The following is a 17,270-nucleotide window of genomic DNA, read 5'->3' as shown; positions in this document are numbered from 1 at the left end:
TAAAATTACAACTTTCGTTGTATTGACTTGGGCATGCCTTGATGCACATATTTGCATCAGAAACTTAAACATCAAAAAATTAATCAAAAAAATGAGAAAAATAAAAATTGTTGCTTCCGCCATTATAATGGCATGTGCAACACAAGTAACACAAGCGCAATGGGCGCTAACAGGCAATGCAGGCACCGACACGGTAAACAACTTTGTAGGGACTACTGACAGTCGTGCTTTAAAATTTCGAACTAATAACACCCAACGTATGGTTATTAGCAATCAAGGTAGGGTAGGTATTGGTACCAACTCGCCAGCTACCTTATTGGATGTTAATCCTGCTTCGGGAGGAGCTGCGGTGCAGATTAAAAGCAATACCGCAAGTGCATTTATTTACATGGATAAGAAAAATCCAACAGATGTAAATACAGTAAGCTATCGTACCAATGGCACCGCAGTATGGCAAACAGGTGGTCTTAATAACAACAACTATTCGATTAGAAACTTTGGATTAGGTACAGATGCTATAACATGTTTGAGCAGTAACAATAATGTTGGTATTGGCATTGCTACACCTACCTACAAATTACATGTTGCTGGTAATGCCAGTATAAAAGATGCCTTAAGAATAGATGGCTTTGCACCCAAAATAGATTTTACATTTGGGGGAGGTACTGAAGCCTCAATGGAGGATGTTGCCGGAACAAAATTTTTAATCTCAACTAAATTCAACATTCCTATTCAATTTACTGCAAATGGCACAACTGGATTATATGTAAAAAATGATAGTCGCATGGGTATGGGAACAACAAACCCGCAATCAAACCTGCATGTATATGGAATCTATCCTGATTTAAGAATACAAGGACAGAATGGATTGGGAACATTTAACCCTGTGCGTATGTCGTTTTGGAGCGATCCACAAGGAAGTGCGCAAGAATGGCGTCCGGGCTATATACAATCCGATGATTCTGCAGCAGGAACATGGACAGGTATTATGCGATTTTTTACTAATGGTACATCATACGCAAATAGACAAAACTCTGTAGAAGGAATGCGTATTATTAATGGCCGCGTGGGTATTTACGATACTGTGCCAGATGTAGACTACCGCTTATCAGTTGGAGGCAACATGCGAGTAAAAGGCAACAGAATTCATTTGGATAACAAGTGGATAACTTCGCCCGGGTTCTACGAACTTGAATTTGGTGCTGATGTTACAGCAGATGCTGATAACTTATATTATTCAGGTTCAAGTTTTAAACGTTGGATTGCAGTATATGCTACAAACGGCACTATTCAAACTTCTGATGCCCGCATGAAAAAAGAAATTAAAGACTTACCTTATGGCTTGAATGAAGTAATGAAATTACAACCTATCATTTACAAGTGGAAAGATGAGAAAATGGGTGACGATAATAATCTCGGTTTTGTAGCACAAGATTTACAGCAAGTGGTAAAGGAAGTAGTTGTTGATCACACTACACGCTTCAATCCTGAAACCCAAAAAATGGAAACTACAAAGAATGATGTATTAGGCGTAAAATATTCTGAGCTTATACCAGTTTTAGTAAAAGCAATACAAGAGCAACAAGAACAAATCACAACATTGCAAGCTGAAAATGTGGAGTTGAAGGAATGTGTATCTACCATTTGCAACAACACACAAAAGCAAACAAATGATGTAGCAACAAAATCAAATGTGTTGATGCAAAATCAGCCAAATCCATTTAATCAATCTACTACTATACGTTACCAATTAGCTGATGCTAATGCCAACGCAACAATCGTAATTCGCAGCTTGAATGGTGAGCAAGTTAAATCATTGAAACTTACCACTGCAGGCACTATTACTGTAGATGCAAATGAACTGGCACAAGGTACTTACACCTATACATTAATTATCAATGGCGAAACTGTAGATACAAAATTGATGGTAGTAACGAAGTAAAATAGAGTTCATAATTGAAAGTCGCAATATAGAGTTACTATAAATAGAAATTCACGTCAAAGCCTCCGCAGTCCTGCGGAGGTTTTTTGTTTAATTCATTTTCATAATTATTGTTTTGGTGATAGGGAGCGTTGGTCAAAGCGCTTGTAAATGTATCCCATCTTTCAAATAATATTGCACATGTTTTTCATAGTTAACTACGATACACCAATACAAAAATAGAAGGCTCAATCCCACAAGTCATCTTTTGACAAGAGAGCAAAGGTTAGTACCATATTAATATATCAAGCATTCGCATATAGTTGCCAAGGTGTTTTTTTTCAAAAAAACAACCCAATATTGTTTTCGCTTTTTCTGAAATCATTGCTTTGCTATAATTTCAATAAGATGTGTAGTACAGGCACAGTGCTAAGTTTTTCAACTTTGCTTTCATTTTTTTAATACATTCGCACTCCGAAAAAAAATGGGTGGCTTACCTAACTAATGTTATTAAGTAAGCTATGCATTAAATAAAAAAACCAGAAATAATGTGGCGGTCAAGTTTGTAGTTGATTCAAAGCATATTTTCAAAATATTTTTTAACCAATGAATATAACTTTTCCAGATGGCGCGGTGCGCGAGTATGCTCAAGGTGCATCGGCTATGGATATTGCCAAATCGATAAGCGAGGGCTTGGCGCGCAATGTACTTGCGGCAAAGGTAAATGGGGAGGTGTGGGATGCCTCGCGTGCTATTGATGGCGATGCCACACTTGAATTACTTACATGGGATCATCCTCAAGCCAAGTCAACTATGTGGCACTCATCGGCACACTTAATGGCCGAGGCGCTCGAGTTTTATTATCCCGGCACCAAGTTCGGCATTGGTCCACCCATCGAAAATGGATTTTATTACGATGTTGATTTTGGCGACCATGCTTTTACCCCCGATGATTTTAAAAAGATAGAAGACAAAATGCTGGAGCTAGCCAAGCAAGCCAGTAAATACGAACGCAAAGCCGTAAGCAAAAGCGATGCGATAGCATATTTTACAGAAAAGGGAGATAACTACAAGCTGGATTTGCTGCAAGACTTAGCCGATGGAACCATCACCTTTTATACGCAGGGAAATTTTACTGACTTATGCCGTGGCCCTCATATACCAGATACAAGTTTTGTAAAAGCAGCCAAGGTGATGAGTATTGCCGGTGCCTATTGGCGTGGTGATGAAAAAAGCAAGCAACTTACCCGTGTGTATGCCATCACCTTTCCAAAACAAAAGGAACTGACCGAATACCTAACCTTACTTGAAGAAGCCAAGAAACGCGACCACCGTAAGTTGGGCAAGGAACTTGAGCTTTTTACATTTAGCGAAAATGTGGGAATGGGTTTACCACTATGGCTTCCCAAAGGGGCCGCCTTGCGCGAGCGTCTTCAGTCATTTTTAAATAAAGCACAGGTAAAGGCAGGCTACATGCCTGTTGTAACCCCACATATCGGGCATAAAAATTTATATATCACATCGGGCCATTACGAAAAATATGGGGCCGACTCTTTCCAGCCAATCAAGACACCTGCCGAAGGCGAAGAATTTTTTCTAAAACCAATGAATTGCCCTCACCATTGCGAAATATACAAAAGCCGACCAAGGTCTTATAAGGAATTGCCCTTGCGCCTTGCCGAGTTTGGCACCGTTTATCGTTATGAGCAAAGTGGCGAATTGCACGGCCTTACCCGCGTTCGTGGATTTACCCAGGACGATGCTCACTTATTTTGTCGCCCCGATCAGGTGAAGGAAGAGTTTTGCAAAGTAATAGACCTGGTATTGTATGTATTTAATGCCTTGGGATTTGAGAATTATACAGCACAAATAAGTTTGCGCGACCCTGAGAATAAGACCAAATACATTGGGTCGGACGAGAATTGGCAAAAGGCCGAGGCCGCCATCATAGATGCAGCAGCCGAAAAAGGCTTGAAGACTGTAATTGAACTTGGCGAAGCTGCATTTTATGGACCCAAACTCGATTTTATGGTGAAAGATGCCCTTGGCCGCAAGTGGCAGCTTGGTACCATACAGGTGGATTATAATTTGCCCGAGCGTTTTCAGCTCGAATATACAGGCAGCGATAATCAGAAGCATCGCCCGGTAATGATTCACCGCGCTCCTTTTGGGTCGTTAGAACGTTTTATAGCTGTACTGATCGAGCATTGTGCAGGCAATTTCCCGCTGTGGTTATCACCCGATCAGGTGGCGGTTTTAAGCATTAGCGAAAAGTACAATGACTACGGAAAAAATGTTTTACAGAATTTAAATAATTACGATATTCGCGGCCTCTTTGACGAAAGGGATGAAAAAATCGGTAAAAAGATTCGCGATGCCGAGATTTCGAAGATACCTTATATGATCATTGTAGGTGAAAAGGAAATGACAGAAGTTATGGTATCGCTACGTAAACATGGCCAGGGAGATATTGGATCATTTACCTTTGACCAATGTGTGGCTTATTTGCAAAAGGAAATAAACGCTAGTATATAAATATTAATTTTTAAAAAAAGGAGGACACATCGCTACACAATACAGACCGGGTGGATTTATAAGAAGTAATAAACCCCGACCCCGTGGGCCTTTTCGGGTAAGAAAAGAAAACGAGCATAACATAAACACCGACATCATTGCAAGCGAGGTAAGGCTTGTAGGTGAAAACGTTACCCCAGGTGTATATTCGCTTCAGGAAGCCGTAAAATTTGCCGATCAATTAAATCTTGATTTGGTAGAGATTAGCCCTAATGCTGACCCACCAGTATGTAAAATTGTAGATTATAAGAAGTTCCTTTACGATAAGAAAAAGAAGGAGAGAGAAGTTAAAGCAAATGCTGCCAAAGCGGTGATGAAAGAAATTCGCTTTGGTCCGCAAACCGATGATCATGATTTCAACTTTAAAGTAAAACATGCTCAAAGTTTTTTGGAAGATGGCAACAAGGTGCGCGCGTATGTGCACTTTCGTGGTCGCAGTATAGCATACAAGGAGCATGGCGAAGTGTTGTTGCTCAAGTTTGCTGAGGCATTATCAGAATATGGAAAGATTGAAGGATTGCCAAACCTTGAAGGGAACAGAATGTTCTTAAATATGGCCCCGCTACCTAAGAAAAAGTAATAGAAAGTAACGATTAAAAGTATATAAAATGCCAAAGATGAAATCAAATTCCAGTGCCAAGAAGCGTTTCAGCATTACCGGTACAGGAAAAATCAAGAGGAAAAAGGCTTACAAAAGCCATATCCTCACCAAAAAGTCTACAAAGCGTAAGCGTAATTTAACTCATGCCGGATTGGTTGACAAGACCGATATGGTACGTGTAGAGCGCATGCTTTGTATCTAAAAAAATCAATTAAGTTAAACCGGAAGCCAGCACCAAAGATTTTTTATAAAATGAAAAACGCTGCCTGCCAAAATCAAAAAACAAAATGCCACGTTCAGTAAACACGGTAGCGTCACGTGCAAGACGAAAAAAGGTACTCAAATTAGCCAAAGGTAATTATGGCTCAAGGGGCAATGTATGGACAGTTGCCAAAAACACAGTAGAAAAGGGGTTGCAGTATGCATATCGCGATCGCAGAACCAAGAAGCGCAATTTCCGTGCTTTATGGATTCAGCGTATTAATGCAGGTGTTCGCGAATATGGTTTATCATATTCAACTTTTATGGGTAAAGTACATGCTGGTAATTTAAATCTTAGCCGCAAAGTATTGGCCGATCTTGCCCTTAATAACCCGGAAGCATTTAAGGCAGTTGTAGAACAAGTAAAAGACCTTACACCCCAAAAAGCTGCGGATACAAAATTAGTAGGTGCAGGTCTAGTAGTTACTGCCGCACCAAGATCAGCAAAACCAGTAAAGGAAGCCGGTCCTAAGCAAGTAAAAGCTCCAAAAGCTGAGAAACCAGCCGCTCCAAAAGCTGAGAAACCAGCTACTCCAAAAGTTGCAAAGGCTGCTGCACCAATAGTTGAAGAACCTATACCTGTAGCTCCCGAAGTAGAAGAAGCACCTGTGTCAAGTGATGGTGATAATCTAAAGCTAATAGAAGGAATAGGACCTGCTATTGAGAAAATATTAAATGGCAGTGGTATTACTACCTGGGCGCAGTTAGCTGATAAATCAGCAGATGAGTTGCGTGCCATACTTGAGCAGGCAGGAAGCCGCTACACCATGCATAAGCCTGATACATGGCCTAAACAAGCTGAATTAGCTGCCGCTGGTAAGTTTGATGAGCTTAAAGCTTGGCAAGATGAATTAGATGGTGGAAAAGAGTAACAGATATCAGTTTTAAAAATACAAGGCCTCACTTTAGTGAGGCTTTTTTATTGGGTTAAAGTTGGATGTTTTGTCCTGGGAATAAATACGGGGGCGCACAGAGGCACGGAGGAGCACGGAGAAATTCTTTTTAATTAAATGTAAGGATCACACGGAGGGGCAAAGAGAAATTCTTTTTTATACTGTGAACTTTCTTTTGTTATCGGTTACATTTTTTTGCATTGTCGTACCACTGAGGCTTTAAGTTATTCCTTTTCAATTTAAATTTAGGTATCGCACTGCTTACATTTTAACGGCTACATTAAAAATGGCATAGCTCCGTAGGAACGACCGGTTAATAGAATGAATTCGCGTTCCTGTTGTTTAGCTCCGTAGGAGCGACACCGTTTTCTTTCAAGCTAATCTGTTTTGAACTCACATATGCTTGTATTGATGCATGAGTTTTTTAATGCCTTAGCCATTTTAGAGAACTTAATTTTTTTTCACCAGCGAATTATTGAATTTGTTGAATATGAAAAGTAAACAGCACTCCTTATTTAATCCCCGGCAAGTGTTACTTATCTAAAATAGATGAGCCATCATTAGACTTGTTTTCTTTCTTCAATTGGGATGGTGAATAATATCTATGAAAAAGAATTCTTATAGACCATTATTTCGGCTGTTAAAAAAAACTATCTGGGAACTTCCACTTTTTCCAGCATCTGCTTTATAACATCATCGGCCGATGCGCCTTCCATTTCTCTTTCGGGTGTAAGAATAATGCGGTGCCTTAATACGTTGGGTAATATATACTGAATATCGTCAGGGGTAACAAAGTCGCGTCCACTTAGTGCTGCCAGTGCTTTAGATGCTTGCAGGCACGCCACAGCTGCGCGTGGCGAAGCACCCAGGTAGATGTGCTTGGCAGTGCGTGTATGCTGTATGATGCTTACTATATAATCGATGAGTTTTTGTTCCACATGCACTTTGCCCACATTGGCTTTGTGCGTTACAAGTTGCGTTTGCGTTATAACAGGTTGTATAGAGTCAACAGGCTTTTGCGAACTTTGCGGTTGGTGATGCAGTAACAAGATTGCTGTTTCTTCGTCCGTAGTGGGGTATCCCACTTTTAATTTAAACATAAATCGGTCAAGTTGTGCTTCGGGCAAACGGTAAGTGCCCTCGTGTTCTATCGGATTTTGTGTTGCTACAACCATAAACGGTTCGTTAAGTAAATAGGTGTGATGATCATAGGTAATCTGCCGCTCTTCCATCACTTCGAATAATGCCGATTGTGTTTTGGCAGGAGCACGGTTTATTTCATCAATCAAAATAATGTTGCTAAAAATTGGACCTTGCCGGAATGTAAAGGATGATTTTTCGGGATTGAAAATATTTGTTCCAATAACATCGCTGGGCATAAGGTCAGGTGTAAATTGAATGCGGCTAAAGTCCGCATCAATAATGCGGGCAAAGGATTTTGCCATCAGTGTTTTGGCTACACCCGGAACTCCTTCGAGCAATACATGTCCATTGCTCAATAAGGCAACCATCATCAAATCGCTTATTTTATCTAAGCCAACTATTGCTTTCGATATTTCGCTGCGGGCACCAATTGCGCTTTCATATAAACCTGCAAAGTCTATCCTCGACTCAAAAGTTTGTGATTCGTTATTCTCCATTTTCAATTATTTGTGTTTGCTATTTTTTCAAATTTAGTAATCAATGTATTTAATTCCAGCAAAGTAGTACCATCAATACTTTCGTTGTGCCGTACCAAATTTATCTGACTATTTATGTCGTTAATCATTGCTAACGGCACTCCACTTTTGCCTGATAATTCAGCAAGTGTTTCCTTGTTAAATTCTGTGGTGTTTATACGATAACGCTCGCGCAGCATTTCCAAAAACTGCTCTGCTTTTTTAATAGCAATACTCCGATGGTCGCGTTTTCGCAGGTAGAGCATGCTTATGGTTTTTGAAAATGCAATACTGGTATTTGCCGGAGGTGTTAGCACAGGTATAACCCGCTGCAGCCGTTTACTGTAAAACAACATATATAGTAATAGTAACACAATGATGATATAATACGACCATTGGAGGGTGGGGTTAAAAAATATTACCCGGAGGGGGCTTTGTCCACCTTCGCGGCCCAGCTTAGCATACTCGTCATACCATATATCATATTGAGGTAAATATGCTAAGGTTTGTAAGGCCAGGTTATTCTTCAGGTCTTTCATGACATAGTAATTCGAAAATATTTTTGGTATCACACTCAGATAGTAATAGCCGCTTCCGTGGCGATACCTTACAAAAAGTGCATATCCCAGACTATCAGTCATAAGCACTTCGGCAGCACTGCCTTCTTGTAAGTCAAGAAAATTAGCGCAGTCGCCTACTGGCATTCGAAAAGGGTTTTTTCTTTCCACATCCGAAGCTGCGTATACTTTTATTGTATCACTGTATTGCAATGTATCCAGATCGTAATAATAACTGTGCATTTGTAAGCCGCATTCTTCTAGTAAATAGTCGGGCAGATCGTAGGTGCCTGATATAAACACATTGTTGCCTCGCAACACAAAATTGCTAAGAGCTTTTTTCGATAGCGAATCGCTAGCGAAGCTTCCTATAAATAAATAATTGACTGGGTGGTTGGTAAGCAGTGTGTCAGACTCCAGTATTGCATTATATGGGGGTATGCGCAGGTAAGAGATTTTTTTGTTCTTAAATAAATCAGGAAGCATCTCATATAACGCATACAAATCATATGGATTTTTTTTGTCCTTGAGGTAGGTTTCATTCCAGCTTATCGTTTTAGGCCCAAATATCTGCGACAGTATAAGCAGTAGCATCAGCACTACGATCACTATGGTAAATATTTTATTGCCTTTCAATTTGCTGTAGTAATTAAATTTGTATTAAGCTCCTTAAGCAATTTAGACATACGCTTATCAATAAGTTCAAAAGTAGATTCATCGAGGTCAAAATCGCCATACCACACATATTCGAAATCGCGAACAATACTTGCAAATGACTTGCGATAGTCGGTACTGATTTCCTGAATATAGTGCATGTTGGTTTTGTCCGGTTTCCATTTAATAAAGCCACTATCATTAGCTGTTTTTAGCAAATTTAAAAAACGGTAGCGGGTAGCAAGTCGGTAATTCTTTTGTTGTAGTGATTGAGAGTATAAATCGTCAAGCATCAGCTCATGAATGTTTTCAATCCCCGCGGTATACTCAAGCTCATTTTTCAACCTCACATTTTTTAATAAAAAACTAAGGTCAAGTTTGAAAAGCTTAAGCAGTAGAAAAATAATTACAATGGCGGTAAAGAAATACCCTAATCCTTTCCAGGGAAAAACTTCTACGCTTTTTCCGGCAGCTTTAGCTTTTTCTTCAATTGAAAATAAATCTTCAAGCCACTTCAAAAACTTACGCCATGCGCGCGAAATAAAATTTGTGCTTCCGTCTAAATCTACATTATAATTAAGGTCATCGTCAGCTTGTAGTTTTTCAATAGTGGCAGTAGTAGGTTGCAACACTTGTATACTGTCTTGAAGAAGAATGCCATCAGCCCTGACAAAAATAGTTAGCAATAACAGACATGCTGTTATCAACAAATTCATTGCATGATTGCTGCAAGTATATTGTATGCCTTTTTTAGTTATCAAGTTTAGTTTTTAAAATCGATATTAATATTCTCCTTCGTTAATTTGTTGACGTGTTCCTATCTGACTCATTAGTTTTTTTATTCCATCGCCATCTTGCCTTTCTTTCAGATTGTAATATTGCAGGCACATAGCAACTCCCGGAATAATAAGTAATATTAACCGGAATAGCATGTTCACGGTAGTGCCAATCATATTTATCGTTACCATTTTTTCTACATCCCATTGCAAAAAGGTACTTGCAAGCGACAACATCATAACGGGAACACCAATAATGGAACTTACCAATGAAACGATAATGCTCGAAACAATAAATAGCCCAAAGGTGCTTAACCATTTATCTTTTATTAATTCGAAACAACGCTTAACTGAAGATGCAAATCCAAGTTCTTCGTTTATATAAATAGCATTAAATAGCATGAAGACACCGGAAAGATAAATGCCCGGAATAATTAAAAAGGCAAAACCAATAATGGTAATTACAAGCAGGATTAATTGAAAAAACAGGATGGGTAAGATAAATTTTCGCATTTCGTTCCATACCATTGTAGTAGTAATAGTGGTGGTCATTTGTTGATTGTAAAGTTTCATATACACAACTACCACCATTGGTATTAATTGATAGGCAATGTAAAATAATAGCCCAACAATAACCATAATGCCAATCATCTGATCATTAAACATCCAAAATGGGTCATTGGTCATATTTGCATTATTTACCATTCCTGTTACGGTTCGCATATAACTGGCAAAGATGGTTGCAAAGGCCGTAGAAGATAAAATGATTGCAGGAGCAGAGATATAAAAAACTGCACCGAAAAGTGCGCGAAAATTTTGAGCAATAAATGTAAAGGTACTATTTAGTTTTTCGCCAAAGTCGCGCTCTTCTTCAAGCATCAATTTTGTTTCAAGCATTGGATGTAATCTTTTTATATAATTGTATGGGGTAGTATATAAAGTACCAATAAATAAATGCAATTGAAAGTAAGATAATGCTGGCACTAATATGCAATGAAACTGTAGAATGCCTGGTGACGAAGCTTTCGAGAAACCCTGCTATTATAAAAAGTGGAATACAACCGGCTACCAATGTTAGCCCTTCTACCGCTCCGCGTTTAAAGGATTCGAGCCTGCTGTAAGTTGATGGAAAAATTAATCCATTGCCCAATCTAAATCCTGCAGCACCGGCAACTATAATGCTGCTTATTTCCAGTACGCCATGTATCCACACAGTAAGCACGCAAATGAGCAAGTACTTGTGTTTGTAAAATAAAAATTGAAATGCTCCTAACATAATTCCATTTTGTAACATCATGACCAGCGTGCCTACCGAAAGAAAAATTCCCATCACAAAAGCATAAAATGAAACCGTGATGTTATTTATAGTAATCATAAAAAACATATCTTGTTGCGAAGCGCTTGAGTAGATAGCCATAGGTTCTCCGGCTTCTATATTGGCAATGGTTTTATTTACATAATAGTCGCCAAGTATAAGCCTGATATAGGTATCGTCTTGCGAAGCACTAAGCCAGCCAATACAACAGCTAACTAGAAAAATGAAAAAAGTATTGCGTAGCAAAGTGTGATTTGCATACACGGTAAGTGGCACTGTGCGGGTCCAAAATTCAATCAGATTTTGTAGCGTTTCGCCTTTATTTCGATAGATGCGATGATGAAAATCGCGTGTCATATCATTAAGGTATCGTGATACATTGCTACCCCGATAAAAGGTGGTGGCATAACTTAAATCGTCTGTAAGTTCTATGTAGCGCTCGGCTAATTCATCGGCACTGCCATCGCTCTCGTTTTCATACGACTCCCATTTTTCTCTGTTTTGCTTTATGAATGCTGCCTCGCGCATAAATACGTTAACGGTGTTTAATTGGTAAATGAAATAAATTTCCCGCGAACAGCAATAATTAAGGTGTCTAAAATGTAAAAGATCAATAATACCGGTTGTTTGGGTATCAGGACTTGGTAGTAAATTTGTGCCGAATTTAGGTAATGAAATTATTACCGGTTTTATACTTGTCTGTTTTCTTTTGCATGTAGTAAAGCAAGTATATTTGTCGCGTTAAAAAAAATTGGAATGAAAAACGCGATTTGCGATTTATTTGGAATACAGTATCCTATAATACAGGCAGGCATGATATGGTGCAGTGGCTGGGAACTTGCAAGTGCTGTAAGCAATGCCGGAGGTGTGGGCTTAATAGGAAGTGGCAGCATGTATCCTGATATGTTGCGCGCACACATCCAAAAATGCAAAGCTGCAACCACCTATCCTTTTGGTAAATGTGCCATTGCTTTACCCAGATATTGATAAGCATATGGCTGTTATTATAGAAGAAAAAGTTCCTATCGTGTTTACATCAGCTGGCAACCCCAAAACGTGGACCAGTATATTAAAAAATGCAGGCTGTATAGTGGTGCATGTAGTAAGTAATTTAAAATTTGCTTTGAAGAGTCAGGAAGCCGGAGTAGATGCAATAGTTGCAGAAGGGTTTGAAGCCGGAGGGCACAATGGACGAGAAGAGACAACCACGTTGTGCCTTATTCCAAATATTGCTCAGCATATACAGGTACCGTTAATTGCGGCCGGTGGCATAGCCACCGGCCGTGCTATGGCAGCTATGTTTTGTCTCGGTGCGCAGGGTGTACAAATTGGAAGTCGTTTTGTAGCAAGTGCCGAATCATCGGCACATGTCAATTTTAAAAACGCTGTAATTAATACCAACGAAGGCGATACCCAGCTAAGCCTTAAGCAGCTTACACCGGTAAGGTTGATAAAAAATAAATTTTTCAAGCAGGTGCAAGAAGCTGAATTACAAGGAGCCGATAAGGCTACCTTAGAAACGTTGCTTGGGCGCGGACGCGCCAAGCTGGGTATGTTTGAAGGTAATATGGACGAAGGCGAACTCGAAATAGGGCAGGTGAGTGCTGCACTGGATGATATTTTGCCCGCTGCTCAAATTGTACAGAACATTTGGAATGAGTATACACAAACCATCAAGAGTTTGGCTCAATTAGATTTGGGAGCTTGATTAACAAGGCCACTCAATTTGTTATAACGAATAGTCGAATTTACACACCAATCAATATTGCATACAAGGCCTTGTGCAAGGTCTTGGTAAGGACACTCTCAATGGGTTAAAAAGCGAAACCCGGCAATGCCGGGCTTCAATTCAAACTACTTATATGCTATGACTGAAAATTTAATCCATTTATCTTCAAAAGATACTCACCATGTTGGTATTACATTTTTACTATTCTTCGAAGAATCGATTTTCCTTCGCCTATTAATTGCAATTGATAAATTCCTTTATCAAGTTGCGACACGTCAAGTGTATTATTTGTAGGGCTAACACTAGAAACTAACTGCCCATTGGTCGAGTAAATATTTATCATTTCAATTTTATCTGCATTACTTATTTGCACCAAATCCACAGCCGGGTTGGGTTGAAGCGAAATGGATTCCATGCCATTTTCTGAATCGGTTATCGAAGTGGGGAATTTGCTTACGTACTTTAGTATGTTTATACACGAGCTATCGTAAATGGCATAGCTAATAAGTCCACGCGTTATGTCATCATAGCCATCGTAAATTTTTGTTTCAAGCAATATCTCATCTGTATCGCAAAAGCAATTTGTAGGGATGTTTAGATTTAGGTCGGTTAGGTTCTCTATATTATATAATGAGTTACCACAAATTTGGTTGTCAATTACAGTTGGTGCAGGTTGCCCAAAAGTCATAGCTCCCAATTGCACACCCACTGTATTTTGATTGATAATATTATTTTTTACAATTGCACCCATGGCAGTTATCACTGCTTTTGCATTTCCAGTAAAAGTATTTTCTTCTATGGTTGCATTTGTTCCTCCTGACACTGCATCGCCATTGTTGATAAAACTATTGAAGCGTACATTTCCGTTTCCAACATTGCCGCATGCAAGGGCATTATTAGTAAAAGTTGAATGCTGAATGGTCATTGCATTAAAGGGTACAGAAGCAAAATTGATAGCCAAGCTATTATTTTTTAATATACAACTATCGAGAATAAAGGAATTGGGGTATACCGATATAGCAGCACTGTTGCTGTCAAATATGCAATTGATTATTTGAAAATCAGGCCAGCCGCTAATTGCCGAATTATTTCCATAAAATGTACAATTTTTTAAGTTGGCACCTGTACCGGTGCTAATGGTATAACCATTAAAAGCAAAATATGAATCGTTAAAGGTAAGTGGATATCCAATTACAGCGTCCCAATTGAAAGCAATCTGAGTATTGCTAATACTTACATAATCTGTATTAATGCTGCCGCCTTGAGAGTTCTTTATTAAAAAGCCATTCCATGCACCTACCGGAGTGGTAAAGCTATCGCATTTAAAGGTAATAAGTTGTGATGGTGTTCCAACCATATTTAGTGCGCCTCGTACTTCAAAATAATAAGCAGGCTCACCATTCATAATATCGGATTCTTTTACATTTACAACTACACCCGGTTCAATGGTAAGTGTAACTCCGGGAAACACGACAATACTGCCGGTCATCTTATAGGGTGAGTTTGCCAGTGTCCAGGTAGTGTTTTGATAAATGCCACCTCCGACAATTGTTTGCGCTCCGGCAATACCAGCTACAAACAAGAGAATAATTCCAAAAATAATTTTTTTCATAGATAATTTGTTTTTATGATAATTTGTTTTTAAAAGTATAATCATAAACAATAATCGTTTTGAATTGTTTTCAGATTCTTTTTCTTAAGATGTTAAATTATACTTTTTAGCAATGCTGTTTAATCTTTTGATTTTTTTAATTTGATTGCTGAAACAGAAAATTTTGAAAACATCTTATTTGGAAAAGAGTGCAAGAAAGTAAAAGGATCATGGCTCTTATTCTGATTGCTTTTTAATATCCTAGTTCCCTCAGTCTAGTTATGGTTATAAGTTGAACAAATGCAGCAAACTAGTTTGTTAAAAAAAGGAAACTAAAAAAGTATAATTGAGATAATAGTGGATGCCATTTATTTCCTCCGGCAATAAGCAGTTCACTGTGGTATAGGCAAGATTTAGCTTACCAAATAAAAGGGCAGATGAGGCAAGCTGCATTTGCAGCTTGTTAGGTAAGTAATTATAAAACGGAATTAGGCGTTTTTATTCTTTTTCAAGATATACTTATCGAGCACCTCGGTCATTTGTGCTAGTCGTTCTTCGGGTGTGCCACGTAAAACCGTATAACGCACTTGTTGCTTTTTCATTTCTTCGATATAAATATCGAATAATTCTTCGCGCTTATTGGGGTGTTCGCGAAGTGGATCGGCATCCCAGGGCATATCAGGTGCACAAACAAAATGATGGTCGTAGTAGCGGCTGTTAATTACATTCAATATCCATTCGGCACAAAAGCCATATTTATATTCGCTCCAAACTTTCATTACCGTCATGTTGGTGTCGCATATCAACAAGCGGTTGGCTTGAAACAGTAATTGGTTTTCTAATTGTATCTGACCTTTTGCTATAGGTAATAAGTCCTTCGGGCTATAAGGCCTGTTAAGTTGCATGATGTATTCGCGTGCATACTCAGGAACAATGATGGTTTTATAATGGGCTGCCAGCATTTTTGCCATCGTAGTTTTTCCGGTAGATTCCGGACCAATAATCGCAATGCGTTTTATAGCTACTTCGGCACCAGTTTTCTTGCGCTTATTAGAGCGTTTTACAGGAGCAGGGATATGTGGCCCTCCTCTGTAAGGCCCCGGACGTCTTGTGCCTCCTGCACGAGGCCGTGTTGGTCGGTTACCATTGTTAAATCTTGTAAACATAGTTACACTTGGTGTTTCAATATATTTAACTGCAACAGAGATTCTTGTTCTTTAACTTTAAATACTCCAATCAAAAAGCGCAGTGGTTAATACTTTTGTTTATTAAGTGGGGCGAATATAGTAACAGTTTTATTGGAACAAGTTTTTTTTAAATAATTGCACACAATATTTTTTTTACAAAAATCGCGATAACTTATTTCATTAATTGATAAATGGTTGAATTGTATTTTTTTTCCAGGCAAGCAATCCGACAATAGCTAGAAAAAAATAAATTATCGAAAGACCACAATAAGCATAAAGCTCTTTTGCAAAGAATAAGTAAGTGTATAAGGAGTTAACAATTAACCATAAGTACCAGTTTTCAATTTTTTTCCGAGCAATCATATATTGTGCTATAATAGCCATGGCAGTTCCGGCAGCATCAAGCAAGAGGTACGCATTGGGATTGAATCGATATAGTAATACCGACAAGCAAGCACTTAAAATTACTATGGCTACAAAGTATAGTATGCGCTCATTAATGGTGCTATGATAAAACTGTTGTTGTTCCTGTTGGTGTGATTTGTTCCAGCTTAGCCATCCAATAACCAATACGATTAAATAAAAAAATTGTTGCACCACATCTGCATACAGGCCGTTTATAAAAACTATATAAGCAGTAATTAAAACATTTACAATGCCCACCGGAAAATTAAAAATGTTACCTTTTGCCGTAAGAACTATTCCGGCTATTCCGCAGGCTACTCCAATTATTTCAAGCAAGATCATTTGATTGCCTCAGCAATTTCTTGTATCAATGCAGGATGATGTTCAAAGGCTGTACCTATTACTAAAACATCAGCACCTGCATCAGCCATTAGCTTTGCTGTGTTTGCATCACGTATTCCACCACCGCATAGTATAGGTAGCGATATAGATTTTTTTACCGCAGCAATCATAGCAACTGGCACATGAAGTTTTGCACCACTACCGGCTTCAAGATAAATGCACTTATATCCTATCATCTCAGCTGCCATGGCCGTTGCTGCTGCTATTTCGGCTTTTTCGCGTGGTATGGGATTACTATTACTTAGGTAATGTGCAGTGGTATTGCTTCCCCCTTCTATTAGCATATAAGCAGTACTTATGGTTTCAATATTTTTTTTTCTGATGTAGGGTGCTGCCTGTATGTGCTGACCAATAATCATATCTGCATTGCGGCTGCTTACCAGTGAAATAAATAGTAATGCATCAGTCAATTCTGAAATTTGTAAATGATTGCCTGGAAAGGAAACGATTGGTATTGAGGTGTTTTTTTTTATTTCAGAAATTGTAAAATTCAAATCACCATGCGTAATCAAACTGCCTCCAACAAAAATTAAGTCAACGCTGGCCCGGTTGCACATAGAACATATCGTTTCAATGGAATTAGCATCCGCTTTGTCGGGGTCTATTAATACGGCAAGTTGCTTTTTATGGTTATCGCACTTTTGTAATATGGAGTTTAGTACATTCATAATATGATTTTACTGCAATGATCATACTTTTTGTTACCATGTTCAAATATATTTTAATAAAAAAGCCCTGCATTGCAG

At 38.7% G+C, this 17,270-nt stretch carries 14 protein-coding genes and 1 pseudogene; 6 read left to right on the top strand and 9 right to left on the bottom strand.

What is annotated here, in order from left to right:
• Positions 1-91 precede the first annotated feature (91 nt).
• The 5 genes from IPO27_01555 (at position 92) to rplT (ending at position 6,229) form a co-directional block, all read left to right on the top strand.
• Positions 92-1,942, top strand: coding sequence for a tail fiber domain-containing protein (locus tag IPO27_01555; protein ID MBK8845291.1), 1,851 nt, complete (start codon positions 92-94; stop codon positions 1,940-1,942).
• Between the two features lie 585 nt (positions 1,943-2,527).
• Entirely contained in the window at positions 2,528-4,456 is a 1,929-nt protein-coding gene (thrS, locus tag IPO27_01550; protein ID MBK8845290.1) for a threonine--tRNA ligase, read from the top strand.
• Between the two features lie 58 nt (positions 4,457-4,514).
• Entirely contained in the window at positions 4,515-5,075 is a 561-nt protein-coding gene (locus IPO27_01545; GenBank protein MBK8845289.1) for a translation initiation factor IF-3, read from the top strand.
• A gap of 28 nt (positions 5,076-5,103) precedes the next feature.
• Positions 5,104-5,298 carry a 50S ribosomal protein L35 gene (gene rpmI / locus IPO27_01540; protein MBK8845288.1) on the top strand — a complete coding sequence of 65 codons (195 nt, stop codon included), beginning with the start codon at positions 5,104-5,106 and terminating at the stop codon, positions 5,296-5,298.
• Positions 5,299-5,383: 85 nt separating this feature from the next.
• Entirely contained in the window at positions 5,384-6,229 is an 846-nt protein-coding gene (gene rplT, locus IPO27_01535; protein MBK8845287.1) for a 50S ribosomal protein L20, read from the top strand.
• A 671-nt stretch (positions 6,230-6,900) separates the two neighbouring features.
• Here the strand turns inward: rplT and IPO27_01530 are convergent.
• Genes IPO27_01530 through IPO27_01510 form a run of 5 tightly spaced genes read right to left on the bottom strand, consistent with a single transcriptional unit; the run spans position 6,901 to position 11,738 of the window.
• The gene (locus tag IPO27_01530) at positions 6,901-7,890 is read right to left on the bottom strand and encodes a MoxR family ATPase (protein ID MBK8845286.1); all 990 of its coding nucleotides are present in this window, start codon (positions 7,888-7,890) and stop codon (positions 6,901-6,903) included.
• A 2-nt stretch (positions 7,891-7,892) separates the two neighbouring features.
• A complete protein-coding gene (locus IPO27_01525; protein ID MBK8845285.1) occupies positions 7,893-9,101 on the bottom strand; it encodes a hypothetical protein in 1,209 nt (402 codons plus the stop codon).
• Positions 9,098-9,880, bottom strand: a complete 783-nt coding sequence (locus IPO27_01520) for a hypothetical protein (GenBank protein MBK8845284.1) — start codon at positions 9,878-9,880, stop codon at positions 9,098-9,100. The genes IPO27_01525 and IPO27_01520 overlap by 4 nt, the downstream gene beginning before the upstream one ends.
• 21 nt (positions 9,881-9,901) lie before the next feature.
• Complete coding sequence (locus tag IPO27_01515; protein MBK8845283.1) at positions 9,902-10,792, bottom strand: hypothetical protein; 891 nt, start codon at positions 10,790-10,792, stop codon at positions 9,902-9,904.
• On the bottom strand, positions 10,785-11,738 hold the full coding sequence (locus IPO27_01510; GenBank protein MBK8845282.1) for a stage II sporulation protein M: 954 nt from the start codon (positions 11,736-11,738) through the stop codon (positions 10,785-10,787). The genes IPO27_01515 and IPO27_01510 overlap by 8 nt, the downstream gene beginning before the upstream one ends.
• A gap of 228 nt (positions 11,739-11,966) precedes the next feature.
• Between IPO27_01510 and IPO27_01505 the strand changes: the two are divergent.
• A pseudogene (locus IPO27_01505) lies at positions 11,967-12,918 on the top strand (DUF561 domain-containing protein).
• 211 nt (positions 12,919-13,129) lie between these two features.
• Here IPO27_01505 and IPO27_01500 read toward each other — a convergent pair.
• The 4 genes from IPO27_01500 to IPO27_01485 all read right to left on the bottom strand — a co-directional run bounded on the left by IPO27_01500 (position 13,130) and on the right by IPO27_01485 (position 17,192).
• Positions 13,130-14,551, bottom strand: a complete 1,422-nt coding sequence (locus tag IPO27_01500) for a T9SS type A sorting domain-containing protein (protein MBK8845281.1) — start codon at positions 14,549-14,551, stop codon at positions 13,130-13,132.
• A gap of 467 nt (positions 14,552-15,018) precedes the next feature.
• On the bottom strand, positions 15,019-15,549 hold the full coding sequence (locus IPO27_01495) for an ATP-binding protein (protein MBK8845280.1): 531 nt from the start codon (positions 15,547-15,549) through the stop codon (positions 15,019-15,021).
• A 348-nt stretch (positions 15,550-15,897) separates the two neighbouring features.
• Positions 15,898-16,458: a nicotinamide mononucleotide transporter gene (locus tag IPO27_01490; protein ID MBK8845279.1), complete on the bottom strand. Its 561-nt coding sequence runs from the start codon at positions 16,456-16,458 to the stop codon at positions 15,898-15,900.
• 2 nt (positions 16,459-16,460) lie between these two features.
• The gene (locus IPO27_01485) at positions 16,461-17,192 is read right to left on the bottom strand and encodes a geranylgeranylglyceryl/heptaprenylglyceryl phosphate synthase (protein MBK8845278.1); all 732 of its coding nucleotides are present in this window, start codon (positions 17,190-17,192) and stop codon (positions 16,461-16,463) included.
• Positions 17,193-17,270: the final 78 nt, after the last annotated feature.

The organism is Bacteroidota bacterium (assembly GCA_016714535.1).
Classification (GTDB): domain Bacteria; phylum Bacteroidota; class Bacteroidia; order AKYH767-A; family OLB10; genus JADKFV01.
This window is presented reverse-complemented; position numbering and strand designations above follow the sequence as displayed.